The organism is Glycocaulis sp. (assembly GCF_050485565.1).
GTDB lineage: Bacteria > Pseudomonadota > Alphaproteobacteria > Caulobacterales > Maricaulaceae > Glycocaulis.
This window is the reverse complement of the sequence record NZ_JBJHBQ010000007.1, coordinates 164,883-179,622: the sequence shown is the minus strand read 5'-3', so window position 1 is coordinate 179,622 and position 14,740 is coordinate 164,883. Positions and strand designations below refer to the sequence as shown.

11 protein-coding genes are annotated in these 14,740 nt (G+C 64.6%); 10 read left to right on the top strand and 1 reads right to left on the bottom strand.

Annotation, left to right across the window (positions count from 1 at the left end):
• The first annotated feature begins 6 nt into the window (after positions 1–6).
• The 10 genes from murC (at position 7) to ligA (ending at position 13,346) form a co-directional block, all read left to right on the top strand.
• Entirely contained in the window at positions 7–1,416 is a 1,410-nt protein-coding gene (murC, locus tag ACQ5ID_RS09795) for a UDP-N-acetylmuramate--L-alanine ligase (protein WP_429912268.1), read from the top strand.
• 157 nt (positions 1,417–1,573) lie between these two features.
• Complete coding sequence (gene murB / locus ACQ5ID_RS09790) at positions 1,574–2,509, top strand: UDP-N-acetylmuramate dehydrogenase (protein ID WP_429912267.1); 936 nt, start codon at positions 1,574–1,576, stop codon at positions 2,507–2,509.
• Positions 2,506–3,423: a D-alanine--D-alanine ligase gene (locus ACQ5ID_RS09785; protein ID WP_429912266.1), complete on the top strand. Its 918-nt coding sequence runs from the start codon at positions 2,506–2,508 to the stop codon at positions 3,421–3,423. The genes murB and ACQ5ID_RS09785 overlap by 4 nt, the downstream gene beginning before the upstream one ends.
• Positions 3,424–3,515: 92 nt before the next feature.
• Positions 3,516–4,337 carry a cell division protein FtsQ/DivIB gene (locus ACQ5ID_RS09780; protein WP_429912265.1) on the top strand — a complete coding sequence of 274 codons (822 nt, stop codon included), beginning with the start codon at positions 3,516–3,518 and terminating at the stop codon, positions 4,335–4,337.
• Between the two features lie 5 nt (positions 4,338–4,342).
• A complete protein-coding gene (ftsA, locus tag ACQ5ID_RS09775; RefSeq protein ID WP_429912264.1) occupies positions 4,343–5,656 on the top strand; it encodes a cell division protein FtsA in 1,314 nt (437 codons plus the stop codon).
• A gap of 152 nt (positions 5,657–5,808) precedes the next feature.
• Positions 5,809–7,401 (top strand): cell division protein FtsZ, encoded by a 1,593-nt coding sequence (ftsZ, locus tag ACQ5ID_RS09770; protein WP_429912263.1) that lies wholly within the window; start codon positions 5,809–5,811, stop codon positions 7,399–7,401.
• 231 nt (positions 7,402–7,632) lie between these two features.
• Positions 7,633–8,538: a UDP-3-O-acyl-N-acetylglucosamine deacetylase gene (gene lpxC / locus ACQ5ID_RS09765; RefSeq protein WP_429912262.1), complete on the top strand. Its 906-nt coding sequence runs from the start codon at positions 7,633–7,635 to the stop codon at positions 8,536–8,538.
• A gap of 111 nt (positions 8,539–8,649) precedes the next feature.
• A complete protein-coding gene (locus ACQ5ID_RS09760) occupies positions 8,650–9,486 on the top strand; it encodes an outer membrane protein assembly factor BamD (RefSeq protein WP_429912261.1) in 837 nt (278 codons plus the stop codon).
• A gap of 24 nt (positions 9,487–9,510) precedes the next feature.
• Positions 9,511–11,214, top strand: coding sequence for a DNA repair protein RecN (gene recN, locus ACQ5ID_RS09755; RefSeq protein ID WP_429912260.1), 1,704 nt, complete (start codon positions 9,511–9,513; stop codon positions 11,212–11,214).
• A complete protein-coding gene (gene ligA / locus ACQ5ID_RS09750) occupies positions 11,211–13,346 on the top strand; it encodes an NAD-dependent DNA ligase LigA (protein WP_429912259.1) in 2,136 nt (711 codons plus the stop codon). Before recN ends, ligA begins: the two co-directional genes overlap by 4 nt.
• A gap of 144 nt (positions 13,347–13,490) precedes the next feature.
• Here the strand turns inward: ligA and ACQ5ID_RS09745 are convergent, their stop codons facing one another.
• The gene (locus tag ACQ5ID_RS09745) at positions 13,491–14,567 is read right to left on the bottom strand and encodes a Leu/Phe/Val dehydrogenase (protein WP_429912258.1); all 1,077 of its coding nucleotides are present in this window, start codon (positions 14,565–14,567) and stop codon (positions 13,491–13,493) included.
• Positions 14,568–14,740: the final 173 nt, after the last annotated feature.

Below are 14,740 nucleotides of genomic sequence, written 5' to 3'. Positions count from 1 at the left end.
GTATTCATGGCTCCGATTGACCTGCCTGCCGCTACCGGCCCGGTGCATTTCGTTGGTATTGGCGGGATCGGCATGAGCGGTATTGCCGAGGTGATGCTCAATCTGGGCTACCGGGTCTCCGGCTCGGACATCAAGGACAGTGCCAATGTGGAGCGCCTGCGCAAGAAGGGCGCGGTCGTGCATATCGGACACCGGGCCGAGAATGTGGAGGGCGCGGGCGCACTGGTCGTCTCCTCTGCCGTCAAGCGCGACAATCCCGAACTGGTGGCTGCGCGGGCCAAACGCATTCCGGTAGTGCGCCGGGCCGAAATGCTCGCCGAGCTGATGCGCCTGAAGTACGCGGTGGCTGTGGGCGGCACGCACGGAAAGACCACCACGACCTCGCTGATCGCTGCGCTGATGGATGCGGCAGGGTTTGACCCGACCGTCATCAATGGCGGCATCATTTCCGCCTATGGCTCGAACGCCAAAATGGGTGAAGGCGAGTGGATGGTGGTGGAGGCCGATGAGAGCGACGGCTCTTTCCTCAAGCTGCGCGGCACCGTTGCGCTCATCACCAATATCGATCCCGAACACATGGAGCATTACGGCGATTTCGATGCGCTGCGTGATGCTTTCGCCCAGTTCGTCGAGAACCTGCCCTTTTATGGTTTTGCTGCGCTGTGTACCGATCACCCCGAAGTGCAGGCGCTGGCCGCGCGCATCGAGGACCGGCGCATCATCACCTATGGCTTCAACCCGCAGGCCGATGTGCGCTGTGTGAATCTGCGCACCAGTCCGGAAGGGGCGGTGTTTGACATCGCCTTCCAGCCGCCGGGCGAGGAGCGCGTGGTCTGGAAAGACCTCTCCCTGCCCATGATGGGCGAGCACAATGTGCAGAACACGACCGGCGCGATTGCCGTGGCGCAGGCGCTGGGCTGCACCGACGAGGCAGCGCGCAAGGCATTGTCCGGATTTGCGGGCGTGAAGCGCCGCTTCACCATCACCGGCACGGCCAAGGGCGTCACCGTGGTAGATGATTACGGTCACCACCCGGTGGAGATCGCTGCCGTGCTGAAAGCGGCGCGCCAGCGGGCAGGGGATGGCAAGGTGATCGCTGTCGTCCAGCCGCACCGCTATACCCGGCTCAACGATCTCTTCGAGGAGTTCTGCACCTGCTTCAATGACGCTGACAGCGTGCTGGTGACGGAGGTGTATTCCGCCGGTGAAAGCCCGATTGAGGGCGCCGATCAGGACTCGCTCATTGCTGGCCTCATAGCGCATGGCCATCGCGACGCGGCGGCCACCTCACGCGGCAGCCTTGCCGATGACATCGCGCCGCGCGCGGAGGCGGGCGATCTGGTCGTCTGCCTCGGCGCTGGCGACATTACCGCCTGGGCGGCGGAGCTTCCGGGGCGTCTGGAGAAGGTGTTGTGATTATAAACTTCAAAGCTGCCGCTTCTTTTCCTCCCCCGTTTACGGGGGAGGTGTCAGCGCAGCTGACGGAGGGGGGAAACTTTTCTTTTCAAAATCCCCCCCTCGGCCTTTCAGGCCACTCCCCCCGCAGGCGGGGGGAGAAAGAGGGTGGCGGCATATGACCTTCCCCTCCCTCCTCCCGCAACTGCCAGACGTGCGCGGGCAGTACATAGAGAACGCGCCGCTGTCTGACATTACCTGGCTGCGCGTCGGCGGGCCTGCGCAGGTGCTCTATTTGCCAGCAGATGAGGCTGATCTCGCGCGCTTTCTCGCCGAGACGCCCGAAGACATTCCCGTCCATGTGCTGGGCGCAGGCTCCAACACGCTTGTAAGGGATGGCGGGGTGCCGGGCGTGGTGGTTCGCCTGACGCCAGCCTTTGCGCGCACGGAAGTCTTTGAGGGCAATCGCATCCGCATCGGTACGGCATTGCTCGACAAGATGGCCGCCAAGGCCGCGGCCAAGGCGGGCATTGCGGGGCTGGAGTTTTATGTCGGCGTGCCGGGCACAATCGGCGGCGCGATCCGCATGAATGCGGGCTGCTATGGGTCGGAGACAAAGGACGTGCTGGTCGAGGCGATTGCGCTGGACCGGCGGGGCCGCCGCCTGATCGTAAAACCGGTTGAGCTGGGCCATGCCTACAGGCACTGCTCTGCGCCCGAAGACTGGATTTTCACTGAGGCGGTGTTTGAAGGCCGCGCCGATGAACCGGCCGCCATTCTGGAGCGCATGGACGCAATCAGCGAGAAGCGCGCGGCCACCCAGCCCATCCGCGAAAAAACCTCCGGCTCCACCTTCAAGAACCCCGATCAGACCCAGAGCAAGGGCCGGTCTGCCTGGCAGCTGGTGGACGCGGTCGGTGGCCGCGGGCGGCGCAAGGGCGGCGCGCGTTTTAGCGAGATGCACGCCAATTTCCTGATCAATGATGGCAGCGCCAGCGCGGCGGACCTTGAGGGCCTGGTAGAGGACATACGCGCCGAGATCGCCGAGCATGAAGGCGTGGACATGCACTGGGAGGTCAAGCGGATCGGCCTGCCCGCAGGAGAAAAGCCATGAGCAAGCGCATCGCTCTTCTGCTGGGGGGCCACAGCCCCGAACGCGAGGTCTCGCTGGTTTCGGGTGCTGAGTGCGCCAACGGGCTGCGCGCCAAGGGTTATGAGGTGACGGAGATCGATCCGGCGAATGATCGCTGGATCGACGATCTGAAGGCGCTCAAACCCGATCTGGTGTTCAACGCGCTCCATGGGCTGTGGGGCGAAGACGGGCGGATACAGGGCGTGCTGGAATATCTGCGCATCCCCTACACTCATTCCGGCGTGCTGGCCTCGGCTCTGGCGATGGACAAGCAGAAGACCAAGGCGGTCTTGCGCCTTGCGGGCCTGAACTGCCCTGACGGGCTGATCGCCAGCCGGTTTGACGCCGCGCGCGAGCACCTCATGCCTGCGCCCTATGTGGCCAAGCCCAATGATCAGGGTTCGTCAGTTGGCGTACTGATCGTGCGCGAGGGGGCGAACCGCCCGCCTGCGGAACTCGCCGCCGATAGCTGGCCCTATGGTGATGAGATACTCATCGAAAAATTCATTCCGGGCCGCGAGCTGACCGTCGCCGTGATGGGCGACCGCGCGCTGACCGTCACCGAGATCGTGCCGAAAACGGCTTTTTATGATTATGAGGCGAAATACGCAGATGGCGGCTCGACCCATCAGCTGCCAGCCGACATTCCGGGCGATGTCTTTGACAAGGCGATGGAAGCGGCAGTCACCGCGCATCGCGAGCTGGGCTGCAAGGGACTCACGCGATCTGATTTCCGCTGGGATGAGAGCGGGGATGGCAAGCTTTGGTTACTCGAAATTAATACCCAGCCGGGCATGACTCCCACATCGCTTGCGCCCGAACAGGCTGCGCATTGCGGTATCGGATTTCCCGACCTTGTCGCATGGATAGCGGAGGACGCCAGTTGCCAGAGGTGAGGCGCAATCGAACTGCCCCCACCCGTGCCGGAAGCCCCGGCGCAACCCGCTCCCGCACCCGCAAGCCACCGGCCTCCATCCCCCAGCGCCCCATGGCCAACTGGGCCAGCGCCCAGCTGCGCACCGCGCGCTACCGCACCGTCAATGCGCTGCGTCTGGGCTTTTTCGCATTGGCGGGCCTGAGCGCGCTGGCGGTGCTGGGTCTTGCGATGACGGGCGGGCTTGGTCCGGCTGGTGACGGGGTGCGCACGGCCTTTGCTGATCATCTCACCCGGTCGGGCTATGTGGTGCGCGCGGTTGATGTGGCGGGTGCGCGCGACATTACGCCCACCGAGATTGCACAGGTCATCGGCGCGCGTCCGGGCAGGGGGCTGATCGAGATAGACCCGGAAGAAGCGCGCGCCGCCATCGAGGCGATGAGCCGGGTGGAACGCGCGCAGGTCGTGCGCCTCTGGCCGGACCGGATCAGCGTCATCATCACCGAGCGTGCGCCCTATGCGCTCTGGCAGAATGATGGCGTGCACTACGTGGTCGACCGCCGCGGCATCGTACTGGCCGGCGAGAACCCCGCCGATCATGCCGGCCTTCCCCGCCTGGTGGGTGCCGGCGCGAACGAGGCGGCCGAGGAGATCATCACGGCGCTGGCCCGCCAGCCTGAGCTTTCCGCGCTGGTTACCCATGCGGTGCGGGTCGGTGAGCGGCGCTGGAATCTGCGCCTGCAGTCGGGCAGTGACATTCTTCTTCCCGAAACCGGTCTTGCCAGCGCGGTCGCGCTGATCGCGGCCCTGCATGCTGACCAGTGCGTGCTGGATCTGGACGCCCAGTCCTTTGATCTGCGCGGTGAAGGCGAAATGGTTGTGCGGGCCTGGCCGGAGCGGGTGAGCGGTAGTGCCACGCGTGAGCGGGGGGCCTGACGCGAATGGGGCTGTTTTCGCGCAAGAGTGCCGACGCGGCGGGCGGCAAGCCGGGCGTCTATGCCGCGCTGGAAGTGGGTGCTGCCAAGACGGTCTGCTTCATCGTGAAGATGGAAGCCACGCTGACCGGCCCGCGTCCGCGCGTCATCGGTGTGGGCCATCAGTCCAGCGCCGGGATGCGCGCGGGCGGTGTGGTCGATATCGATGCGGCGGCCAGCGTGATCCGCGCGGTGGTGGACAATGCCGAGCGCATGGCGCGCCACGCCGTCAGTGAAGTCAGCCTTGTCACCACAGCTGGCAGTCCGGCCTCGGAGCGCGTGTCGGTCGAGGCACCCGTATCGGGACGTGAGGTGAGCGAGCGCGATCGTAATCGCGTGCTGGCAGCGGGGCTGCAGCAATGCGCGCGGCCGGGCCGGGCGATGCTCCACGCCATGCCGGTATCCTGGCGGGTGGATGATAATCGCGGCGTGAAGGATCCGCGCGGCATGGCCGGGCGTAGCCTGGCGGTTGATCTGCATGTGATCTCGGCCAATGCCGATCCGCTGCGCAATCTGATGAATGCGGTGGCCCAGTGCCGCCTCGAAGTGAGCGAGGTCATTGCCTCGCCCTATGCTGCCGCGCTGTCGGTACTGGCCGGTGATGAGGCGCTGCTGGGCGCGACTGTCATCGATATGGGCGCAGACACGACAAGCCTTGCCGTGTTCGCCGATGGCGTGCCGGTGCATGTCGACATGATCCCGGTGGGCGGCAGTCATGTCACACGTGACATTGCGCGCGGCCTTTCCACGCCTGTCCACGCCGCTGAACGCATCAAGGCGCTTTACGGTTCGGCGCTCGACAGCCCGGACGATGACCGGGCGATGATCGAGGCCCCGCCGGTGGCTACTGACCCTGATGCGGGCATGAACCAGTATCCGCGCGCCATGCTCAACGCGATCATCCGCCCCCGGCTGGAAGAGATTTTCGAGCTGATCCGCGACCGGCTGGACGCGGCGGGCCTGAGCGAAGCTTCCGGGCGCATTCTGGTGCTGACGGGCGGGGCGAGCCAGCTTCCCGGCGTGGTCGAGCTGGCGGGACGTGTCCTGCGCCGCCAGACGCGTCTGGGCCGTCCGGCCACGATTGCCGGGCTCGGCGATGCGCTGGCCGGCCCCAGCTTTGCTGCCAGTACCGGGGCGCTTGCCCGCCATGCCCGCGCACCGGCCGAGATACTCTCCGGCCCGCCACGCTTCATCACGGCGGCATCGGCGCGGCGTGTGGCCCGGCCCGCCTCGCAGCGCGGCCCGTCAGCGATCTGGCGGTGGTTTGCCGAGAGCTTTTGAACACGGAGCGCATTGTTCGCTCTATGTTCCTGTAACCAATGCTAAAATATCCCCAATCGTGTCAGCGGCATTTAACGCTCGCTTAAGCAACGCGCGCCCACACTGAAGGCTAATCGTTGTTAACCTTGGCCTGCCTGACGGAGCGTGTCCCCATGGCGCTGAATATTTCTGCCCCCGAAGCGACTGAACTTAAACCCAGAATTCTCGTTTTCGGCGTGGGCGGCGCCGGCGGAAACGCTGTGAACAACATGATCGACGCCAATCTGGAAGGCGTTGATTTTGTTGTCGCCAATACCGATGCCCAGGCGCTCCAGCGCTCCGGTACCCGCAATCGCATCCAGATCGGCCACCAGATCACACAAGGGCTTGGCGCTGGCGCGCGGCCCGAGATCGGCATGCAGTCGGCAGAAGACTCGATCTCGGAAATCATCGAGTACCTGCAAGGTGCCCACATGGTGTTCATCACCGCCGGTATGGGCGGTGGCACAGGCACGGGCGCAGCGCCGGTGATCGCGCGCGCGGCTCGCGAGCAGGGCATTTTGACGGTTGGCGTCGTGACCAAGCCCTTCCACTTTGAAGGGGCAAAGCGCATGCGTCTTGCCGAAGCGGGCATTGAGCAGCTTCAGGGGCATGTGGACACGCTGATCGTGATCCCGAATCAGAACCTGTTCCGCATCGCGACCGAGAAGACGACCTTTGCCGAAGCCTTCTCCATGGCTGACCAGGTGCTCCATTCGGGTGTACGCGGTATTACTGACCTGATGGTCATGCCCGGCCTTATCAATCTCGATTTTGCCGATGTGCGCACCGTGATGAACGAGATGGGCAAGGCGATGATGGGTACCGGCGAAGCCTCTGGCGAGAAGCGCGCCATCGAGGCGGCCCACGCCGCGATCAATAATCCGCTGCTGGACGATGTGTCGATGAAGGGCGCGCGCGGCGTGCTCATCAACATCACCGGCGGCATGGACATGACGCTGTACGAGGTTGACGAGGCCGCCAACGAAATCCGTGACCAGGTGGATCCGGACGCCAATATCATTGTCGGTTCGACCTTTGATGAGAGCCTGAACGGCACGGTGCGTGTTTCGGTCGTCGCAACGGGCATAGAGGCTGAACAGATGCAGCAGGCCGATCCGCGCCGCCGCACCGAGCCCGCCAGCATGATGAGCACGCTCAAGCCGCGCGAGATTGTCCGCCCGGCCCAGCCGCTTGTTCGCCGGCTGAACGATGAGGCCGAGACCGCCCGCGCCAAGACCGTGGCTGATGGCGGGATCCATGCCAAGGCCGCTGCCTGGCGGGCTGCGCAGGAAGCCCAGTCGAGCACGGTTGAGGATGAGCCTGCGCCTGCGCGCGCTGATATCGTCGATGATGCGGTGTCTGCGCCGGATGCCTATATGGCCGGAGCGGAGGCTGAACCAGCCGACACACGGCCTGAAGTCGTACGCCATCAGGAACGCCTGGAAAAGGCTGCACAGACCATCCGGCGTGAGCCGGCTCCCGAACCGGAGCCGCGCGAGGAGGCACCGGCGCGCCGTGGCCTGTCCATCTTTGGCCGCCGCGCCAAGACGCCGGCAGCGCCGGTAGAAGCACGCACCGCGCCGCGTCCGCCTGCCCAGGCACCGCGCGCGCCTACCCCTGCCGAGCCGGTGCAACGCACGGGGCCGAGCGGTGATCTTTTCGGCGAAGAGTTCGACGACGCCGATCTCGACATCCCCGCCTTCCTGCGCCGTCAGGCCAACTAGCCTTTTCAGAAAATACCGGACATTCAGTCCCCGGAACCGGAAACGGTCCGGGGGCTTTTGTTTATGACGCAGGCAATTGTTACAGCCCGCAACAATCGTTTAATTCCGGTCCTCGCAGCCCGTCTCTAGTGTGCAAATGCGAAACGAGGGGGTTTCGGTCTGTGCCGAGGGGGCTCGCCGAAGCTGAAAACAAGATCAGGAAAGTCGGTTTGTATGGTGCGGGCAGCTTTTATGACTGAGCGGACGACACTGGCGCAGGCCGCCGTGTGCGCCGGGATTGGCCTGCATACAGGCGCGCGGGTACGCATGGTGCTCAAACCGGCGCCGGCCGGCACCGGCATCGTCTTTGAGCGCACGGACCTGGACTGTGCGGACCGCCAGATTCCCGCCCGCTATGATCTTGTCCGGTCTACCGATCTGGGCACGACGATCGTCAATGGCGATGGTGCGTCTGTTTCGACAGTCGAGCACATCATGGCGGCCTTTGCGGGGCTGGGTGTTGATGATGTGCATGTCGAGCTGCATGGGCCGGAAGTGCCTGCCATGGACGGTTCATCGCTTCCGTTTGTCGAACTTCTGGAGCATGCCGGCCTGAAAACGCAGCCCGCGCCGCGCCGGGCGATCCGTGTCCTGAAGCCGGTCGAGGTGTCGCTGGGGGGGCGCAATGCGGTCTTCCTGCCTTCGCTTCAGGCGGCGATCGATGTGAGCATTGATTTCGACGATGCCGTCATTGGCCGTCAGCAATACCGTTTCGAGATCAGTCCGGCAGGTTTCCGCAGCGAGATTGCGGCGGCCCGTACATTCGGTTTCCGCCGGGAGTATGAAACCCTGCTGAAGGCTGGTCTGGCGCGTGGCGGCTCGATGGAAAACGCGATTGTTCTTGATGAACAGGGCGTGGCCAATCCGGAAGGTCTGCGGTTTGCGGACGAGTTTGTGCGCCACAAAATCCTTGACGCTGCAGGCGATCTCTATCTGGCGGGTGCCCCTATTCTGGGCCTGTATCAGGCCTCACGCCCCGGTCACGGCATCAATAACGTGGCGGTGCGTGCGCTGATGGCCGATGTGTCGGCCTGGAAGTGGGTGACCATGAGCGAGATTGCCGAAGCTGGCGAGGCTGGCAGGGTGGCGCGCGGTTAAAGCGCGCCGCTATTCATGTGCCGGGCTGACACAATGCTTTTTCCTCGCGCCCTGATCGGTTAGAAGACTCTGGCAGTCCGTTTTTATGCCATGCCAAGGGGCCAGGAATTGTTGAACGCCACGCGTCTTATTCTCGTTATCTCCCTCTCGGCAATGGTGCTTGTGGGCTGTCAGGGCAACCGTAACCGGGCCGAGCTGGCCTATGTCGCCCGCCCGGTCGAGACGCTCTACAACAACGCATTCCGGGAGCTGGAGCGCAGGCGCTTCACCCAGGCCGCCGCCCTGTTTGACGAAGTGGAGCGCCAGCATCCCTTCTCCGAATGGGCGCGCCGCTCCATGCTGATGGCAGCCTTTGCTCATTATCAGGCCGGACGGTATGAGCAGGCGATTGCGAATGCGATGCGCTTTATCTCGCTGCATCCGGGCAGCTCCAGCGCGCCTTATGCCTACTATCTCATAGCGATCTGCCACTATGACCGCATTTATGATGTGGGCCGGGACCAGTCGACAACGCTGGCTGCCTATGACGCGCTCCGCCAGGTCGTCCAGCGCTTTCCTGACAGTCCCTATGCGCGTGATGCGCGGCTGAAGATCGACATGACGCGCGACCACCTTGCCGGCAAGGACATGGATGTTGGCCGCTGGTATCTGCGCAACGGTTTCCACCTGGCCGCCATCGGCCGCTTCCAGAACGTCATTCGCGAGTACGGGACGACCAGTCACGTGCCGGAGGCCCTTCATCGTCTTGTGGAGGCCTATGTGGCGATGGGCGTTGCCGAAGAGGCGCGCCAGGTAGCCGCCGTGCTGGGCCATAACTTCCCCGGATCGGCGTGGTATCAGGACAGCTATTCCCTCCTGACTTCCCGCGGCATTGACGTGCCGGGTGAAGGCATTGAGGAAAGCGATCCGGGCCTGCTGCGGCGCGCGATGAGCCGGATCTTCGGCTAACCCCGGCGGGAGACGCGGGGAGCCATGCTCGCATCCCTCTCCATACGCGATATCGTTCTCATTGACCGGTTGGACCTTGTCTTCCAGCCCGGACTGTCTGCGCTGACCGGTGAAACCGGGGCCGGCAAATCCATCCTTCTGGGCGCGCTGGGCCTTGCCTGCGGAGAACGCGCCGACCGGGCCATGGTGCGTGCCGGCGCCGAGCAGGGCAGCGCCATTGCCGTTTTCGAACTGCCCGAAACGCACAGCGCCTTTGCGCTTCTGGAGGAAGCCGGGATCAGCTTTGAACCGGGCGAACCGGTCATTCTGCGCCGCGCCATCACCGCAGATGGCCGTTCACGTGCGCATGTGAACGATCAGCCCGCAAGCGTTGGCCTGCTACGCTCGCTGGGCGATGTGCTGGTTGAAATTCACGGCCAGCATGACGGGCGCGGCCTGCTCGACCCCAAATCCCACAAGCGCCTGCTGGATGAGTTTGCCGGCAATGGCGAGCGTCTGGCCGCTGCGGCGCGTGGGTGGGAGCGCGTCAGCGCGGCGCGGCGTCATCTGGAAACGCTGAGAACCGACCGCGCCCGCGCCGCTGAGGAAGAAACCTTCCTGCGCCACGCGGTGGAGGAGCTGGACGCGCTCGGGCCACGTACTGGCGAGGAGGAGACACTGGCGGCCGAGCGCCGCTTCCTGCAGCAGGCCGAGAGTGCCCTGTCCGATCTGCAGGCGGCATCTGAAGCGTTTTCGGGCGCGGATGCGGTCGCCAGCCGTCTCAATCATGCGCTCAAAGGGCTGGAGCGCGTGCGCGCGAGCCTGGGCGTTGAGGCCGCCGCAGATAGTGCGCAGGCCCATGCCGTCTCCGCGCTGGACCGGGCAAGCGGGGCGCTGGAACGTGCGCTTATCGAGTTTGACGAGGCTGAAACCGCGCTCACCGACGCGGCGTCCGCCTTCGAGGTGGAGCCGGGCGCGCTGGAACGCGCCGAGGAGCGCCTGTTTGCCCTGCGCGCGCTTGCCCGCAAGCATCAGGTGGAGGTGGATAAGCTGCCCGGTTTGCGCAGCGAATTTGCCGACAGGCTGGAGGCTGTTGCGGATGGCGAGGGCCGCGAGCGTGAGGCCGAATCCGCGCTTAAAGCCGCTGAAGCTGATTATGCCCGCGCTGCCAGTGCCTTGAGTGAGGCGCGCAAGACGCAAGGCGAAAAGCTCGCCGCCGCCGTGATGGCGGAGCTCGCACCCTTGAAGCTGGAAAAGGCGCGCTTTCGCGTCGCCGTGACCAGCGATGAGACCCGCGCCGGTCCGTCGGGCTGGGATGCGGTGGCGTTTGAGGTTTCCACCAATCCGGGCGCGCCGTTTGGTCCGCTGGACAGAATCGCCTCCGGCGGCGAGCTGTCGCGCTTCGCGCTGGCGCTCAAAGTGTGCCTGGCGGGCTCTGACACCGGCATTGTCATGGTGTTTGACGAAGTAGATCAGGGGGTTGGGGGCGCGGTCGCCGATGCGGTGGGCCACCGGCTGGCGCGCCTTGCCGAGGGCGGGCAGGCGCTGGTCGTCACCCACTCCCCGCAGGTGGCTGCCAGAGCAGGCCATCACTGGAAAATCGCCAAGGCCGAAGAGGGCGAGACCATGCGCACCCGCGTCGTGCCGCTGGAGGGCAGTGAGCGCCGCGAGGAGATTGCGCGCATGCTGTCAGGCGCGGAAGTGACCGAGGCTGCACGCGCCGCTGCTGACGAGCTGATGGCGATATGACACGCGAAATCGAAAACCTCTCGCCCGAAGCCGCGGCCGCCGAGCACGCGCGCCTCGCTGAGGAAATCGCGGCCCATGACCGTGCCTATTATGCCGAGGATGCGCCGGTCATCACCGACGCCGAGTATGACGCCTTGCGTACCCGGCTGGAGGCGCTGGAAGCAGCTTTCCCGGAGCTTGCCCACGCGGAAAGCCCCACGCAGACCATTGGCGCCAGGCCATCGGGCAAGTTTGCCGAGGTGCGCCATGCCGTGCCCATGCTCTCGCTCGGCAATGCGTTCACGCAAGAGGATGTCGCCGCGTTCGAGACGCGCATACGCCGCTTTCTGAATTTGAAGGACGACGAAACGCTCGCCTTCACCGCCGAGCCGAAAATTGACGGTCTGTCGGCATCCTTGCGCTATGAGAAGGGCATGCTGGTCACCGGCGCGACGCGCGGAGACGGCCAGACGGGCGAGAACGTCACGGAAAATCTCAAGACGCTGGACGAGATACCCAAAACGCTCACCGGCGATGTGCCGGATGTGCTGGAAGTCCGCGGCGAGGTTTACTTAAGCCATGCCGATTTTGCGGCGCTGAACGCGGCTCAGGAGGCAGCCGGTAAACCGGCCTACAAGAATCCGCGCAACGCCGCCGCCGGCTCGCTGCGCCAGATTGACCCGACTATCACCGCCACGCGTCCTTTGCGCTTTTTCGCCTATGCCTGGGGTGAGGTGTCCGAACCCCTGGCGGATACCCAGTCTGGCGCGGTTGAGCGGCTGAAGGCGTTGGGCTTTGCCACCAATGCCGACATGAAGGTGTGCGAGGGCGTAGACGCGCTGCTGGCCCATTACCGCGATCTGGAAGCGCGCCGCGCAGAGCTCGGCTATGATATTGATGGCGTTGTTTACAAGGTGGACCGGCTGGACTGGCAGGTGCGCCTTGGCTTTGTCGCGCGCGCCCCGCGCTGGGCCATTGCGCACAAATTCTCGCCCGAAAAGGCGGTGACGAAGCTCAATAACATCGAGATCCAGGTGGGCCGCACCGGCGCTCTGACCCCCGTGGCGAAGCTCGAACCCGTCACCGTGGGCGGTGTCGTGGTCTCCAACGCCACGCTGCACAATGAGGATTATATCAGGGGCGTCGGCAAGGACGGCGAGCCCATCCGCGGCGGAACCGATATCCGCATCGGCGACACCGTGATCGTCCAGCGCGCAGGCGATGTGATCCCGCAGATTGTCGACGTACTTAAAGACCGGCGCGATGGTAGCGAGCGGGAATTCGTGTTTCCGAAGGTTTGCCCCTGCCCGCTGCAAACGCCCGCCGAGCGCGAAGTGAACCCGCGCACCGGCGAGATCAATGCCGTCACCCGCTGCACCGGCGAGTTTGCTTGTCCCTATCAGCGCAAGGAGCATCTCAAACACTTCGTCGCCCGCAAAGCGTTCGACATTGAGGGGCTGGGTGAGAAGCAGGTCGAAGCCTTCTACGAGGAAGGCATCGTGAAGGAGCCTGCCGACATTTTCACCCTCGCCGCGCGCAATGCTGACGGCCAGATAGCTCCGCCAATCGCCGAACGTGAGGGCTGGGGCGAGAAGTCAGCCGCGAACCTGTTTGACTCGATAGAGGCGCGCCGCTCCATCGGTCTTGCCCGCTTCATCAATGCGCTGGGCGTGCGCCATGTCGGCGAGGAAACCTCGCGGCTTCTGGCGCGCACCTATGGCAGCTGGGATGTGTTCGAGGCCGCTGCCGTGCAGGCAGGCGAAGAGGGCGAGGCGCGCGAGGCCATGCTGGGCATTGACGGGCTGGGTGATACCGCGGTTGACGCGATTGGCCGCTTCTTTGCCGAGGAGCATAACCGCGCCGCGCTTGCGCGCCTGCTCGATCAGGTGAATGTGGAGGACGCTGAAGCGGTAGCTACCGACAGTCCGGTGGCCGGAAAAACGGTTGTCTTCACCGGCGCGCTGGAGCGCTTCACCCGCGATGAGGCCAAAGCCCGGGCTCAGAGCCTTGGCGCGAAGGTGGCCGGGTCTGTCTCGGCCAAGACCGATTATCTCATCGCCGGGCCGGGCGCTGGCTCGAAGCTTAAAAAAGCGACCGAGCTCGGTGTCACTACGCTGACCGAAGACGAGTGGCTGGCACTGATTGGCGGGTAGGGGGCGTGAAATCTGACCACCCGTTTTCTCCCCCCGTTCACGGGGGGAGTGCCGCGAAGCGGCGAGGGGGGGAACGTTTGAAAACATCCCCCCTCCGGCCTTTCAGGCCACCTCCCCCGTGAACGGGGGAGGAAAGAGGGCCACCTACTCAGCCGCCTGTAGCTTGCCTGCGCGGGCATCCTCGATGCGCTGGCGGGCGATCTCGTCGGCGATGAGGTTGGCCGGGCGGCCTTCATTCTCTGCCGTGTCGAGGATTTCGCCGAGCGTGGATTTGAGACCCTGCAGCTTGCCCTCGACCCACTTCTTGTCGAAGCGGGCGTCGATCTCGCCCATGATATTGATGATGCCGCCGGCATTGATGACGTAGTCCGGGGCGTAGGCGATTTTGCGCTTCATCAGCTCGGCGCCCATCTCGCGCGTGGCGAGCTGGTTGTTGGCCGCGCCAGCCACCGCGCGCACTTTCAGCCGGTCGATGGTTTTCTCGTTGATGATGGAGCCGAGGGCGCAAGGCGCAAAAATATCCGCCTCGACATCGTAAATGTCATCCTTGCCCACGGTCTTCGCGCCGAGCTTTGCGGCCAGCGCCTGCAGCGCATCCTCGTGAATATCGGTCAGGGTCAGCTCCGCGCCCGCCTTGGCCAGATGCTGGCACAGATAGGAGCCGACATGGCCGGTTGCGCCCTGCACGGCAATGCGCACGCCCGCGAGCGATGATTTGCCCAGCGCCTTCTCGGCAACGAGCTGGATGCCCAGGAATACGCCCTTGGCGGTGATGGGGGAGGGATCACCGGTACCATCGGGGAGGCCGACCACATGGCGCGTGGTGCGCCGGGCGCTGAGCATGTCAGCCGGACTGACGCCCACATCCTCAGCCGAGATGTAATGCCCGCCGAGCGAATCGACGGCGCGGCCAAACGCCTGGAACAGCGCGTCGCGGTCGAAATCACCCTTCGGCTTGATGATGACGCTCTTGCCGCCGCCAATCGGCAAATCGGCCATGATGTTCTTGTAGCTCATCCCTTGCGACAGGCGCAGCACGTCCGTCACGGCGTCAGCAGGCGTTTCATATGCCCACATGCGGCAGCCGCCCACGCCGGGGCCACGCACGGTGGAGTGCACGGCGAGGATCGCCTGCAGCCCGGTGGCCGGGTCGGTGGCAAACAGCACCTTCTCGTGATTGTCGAACGCTGGGTGTTCAAACACGCTGGCAGGCACACTCATGGGGGAGTTCCTTTTTGAAGACACGCTGGCTCAACAGCGCGATGGCAGCGGTATCAACGGTGAGGGTGGGTGCTTTGCCCGTGACATGCCCTTCAAGACCGGATCCGCCCGTTTCATGGCCGCCATTTACTCGCCGTGCGGCGTTAAGGCAAGTCGCGGAAATATAACGCAGT

Excerpts from the sequence above, each read along its gene's own strand:
- lpxC (WP_429912262.1), top strand. The coding sequence starts at position 7,633 with ATGACTGAGCGGACGACACTGGCGCAGGCCGCCGTGTGCGCCGGGATT.
- ACQ5ID_RS09745 (WP_429912258.1), bottom strand. The coding sequence starts at position 14,567 with ATGAGTGTGCCTGCCAGCGTGTTTGAACACCCAGCGTTCGACAATCAC.
- murB (WP_429912267.1), top strand. The coding sequence starts at position 1,574 with ATGACCTTCCCCTCCCTCCTCCCGCAACTGCCAGACGTGCGCGGGCAG.
- murC (WP_429912268.1), top strand. The coding sequence starts at position 7 with ATGGCTCCGATTGACCTGCCTGCCGCTACCGGCCCGGTGCATTTCGTT.
- ftsA (WP_429912264.1), top strand. The coding sequence starts at position 4,343 with ATGGGGCTGTTTTCGCGCAAGAGTGCCGACGCGGCGGGCGGCAAGCCG.
- ligA (WP_429912259.1), top strand. The coding sequence starts at position 11,211 with ATGACACGCGAAATCGAAAACCTCTCGCCCGAAGCCGCGGCCGCCGAG.
- recN (WP_429912260.1), top strand. The coding sequence starts at position 9,511 with ATGCTCGCATCCCTCTCCATACGCGATATCGTTCTCATTGACCGGTTG.
- ftsZ (WP_429912263.1), top strand. The coding sequence starts at position 5,809 with ATGGCGCTGAATATTTCTGCCCCCGAAGCGACTGAACTTAAACCCAGA.
- ACQ5ID_RS09780 (WP_429912265.1), top strand. The coding sequence starts at position 3,516 with ATGGCCAACTGGGCCAGCGCCCAGCTGCGCACCGCGCGCTACCGCACC.
- ACQ5ID_RS09785 (WP_429912266.1), top strand. The coding sequence starts at position 2,506 with ATGAGCAAGCGCATCGCTCTTCTGCTGGGGGGCCACAGCCCCGAACGC.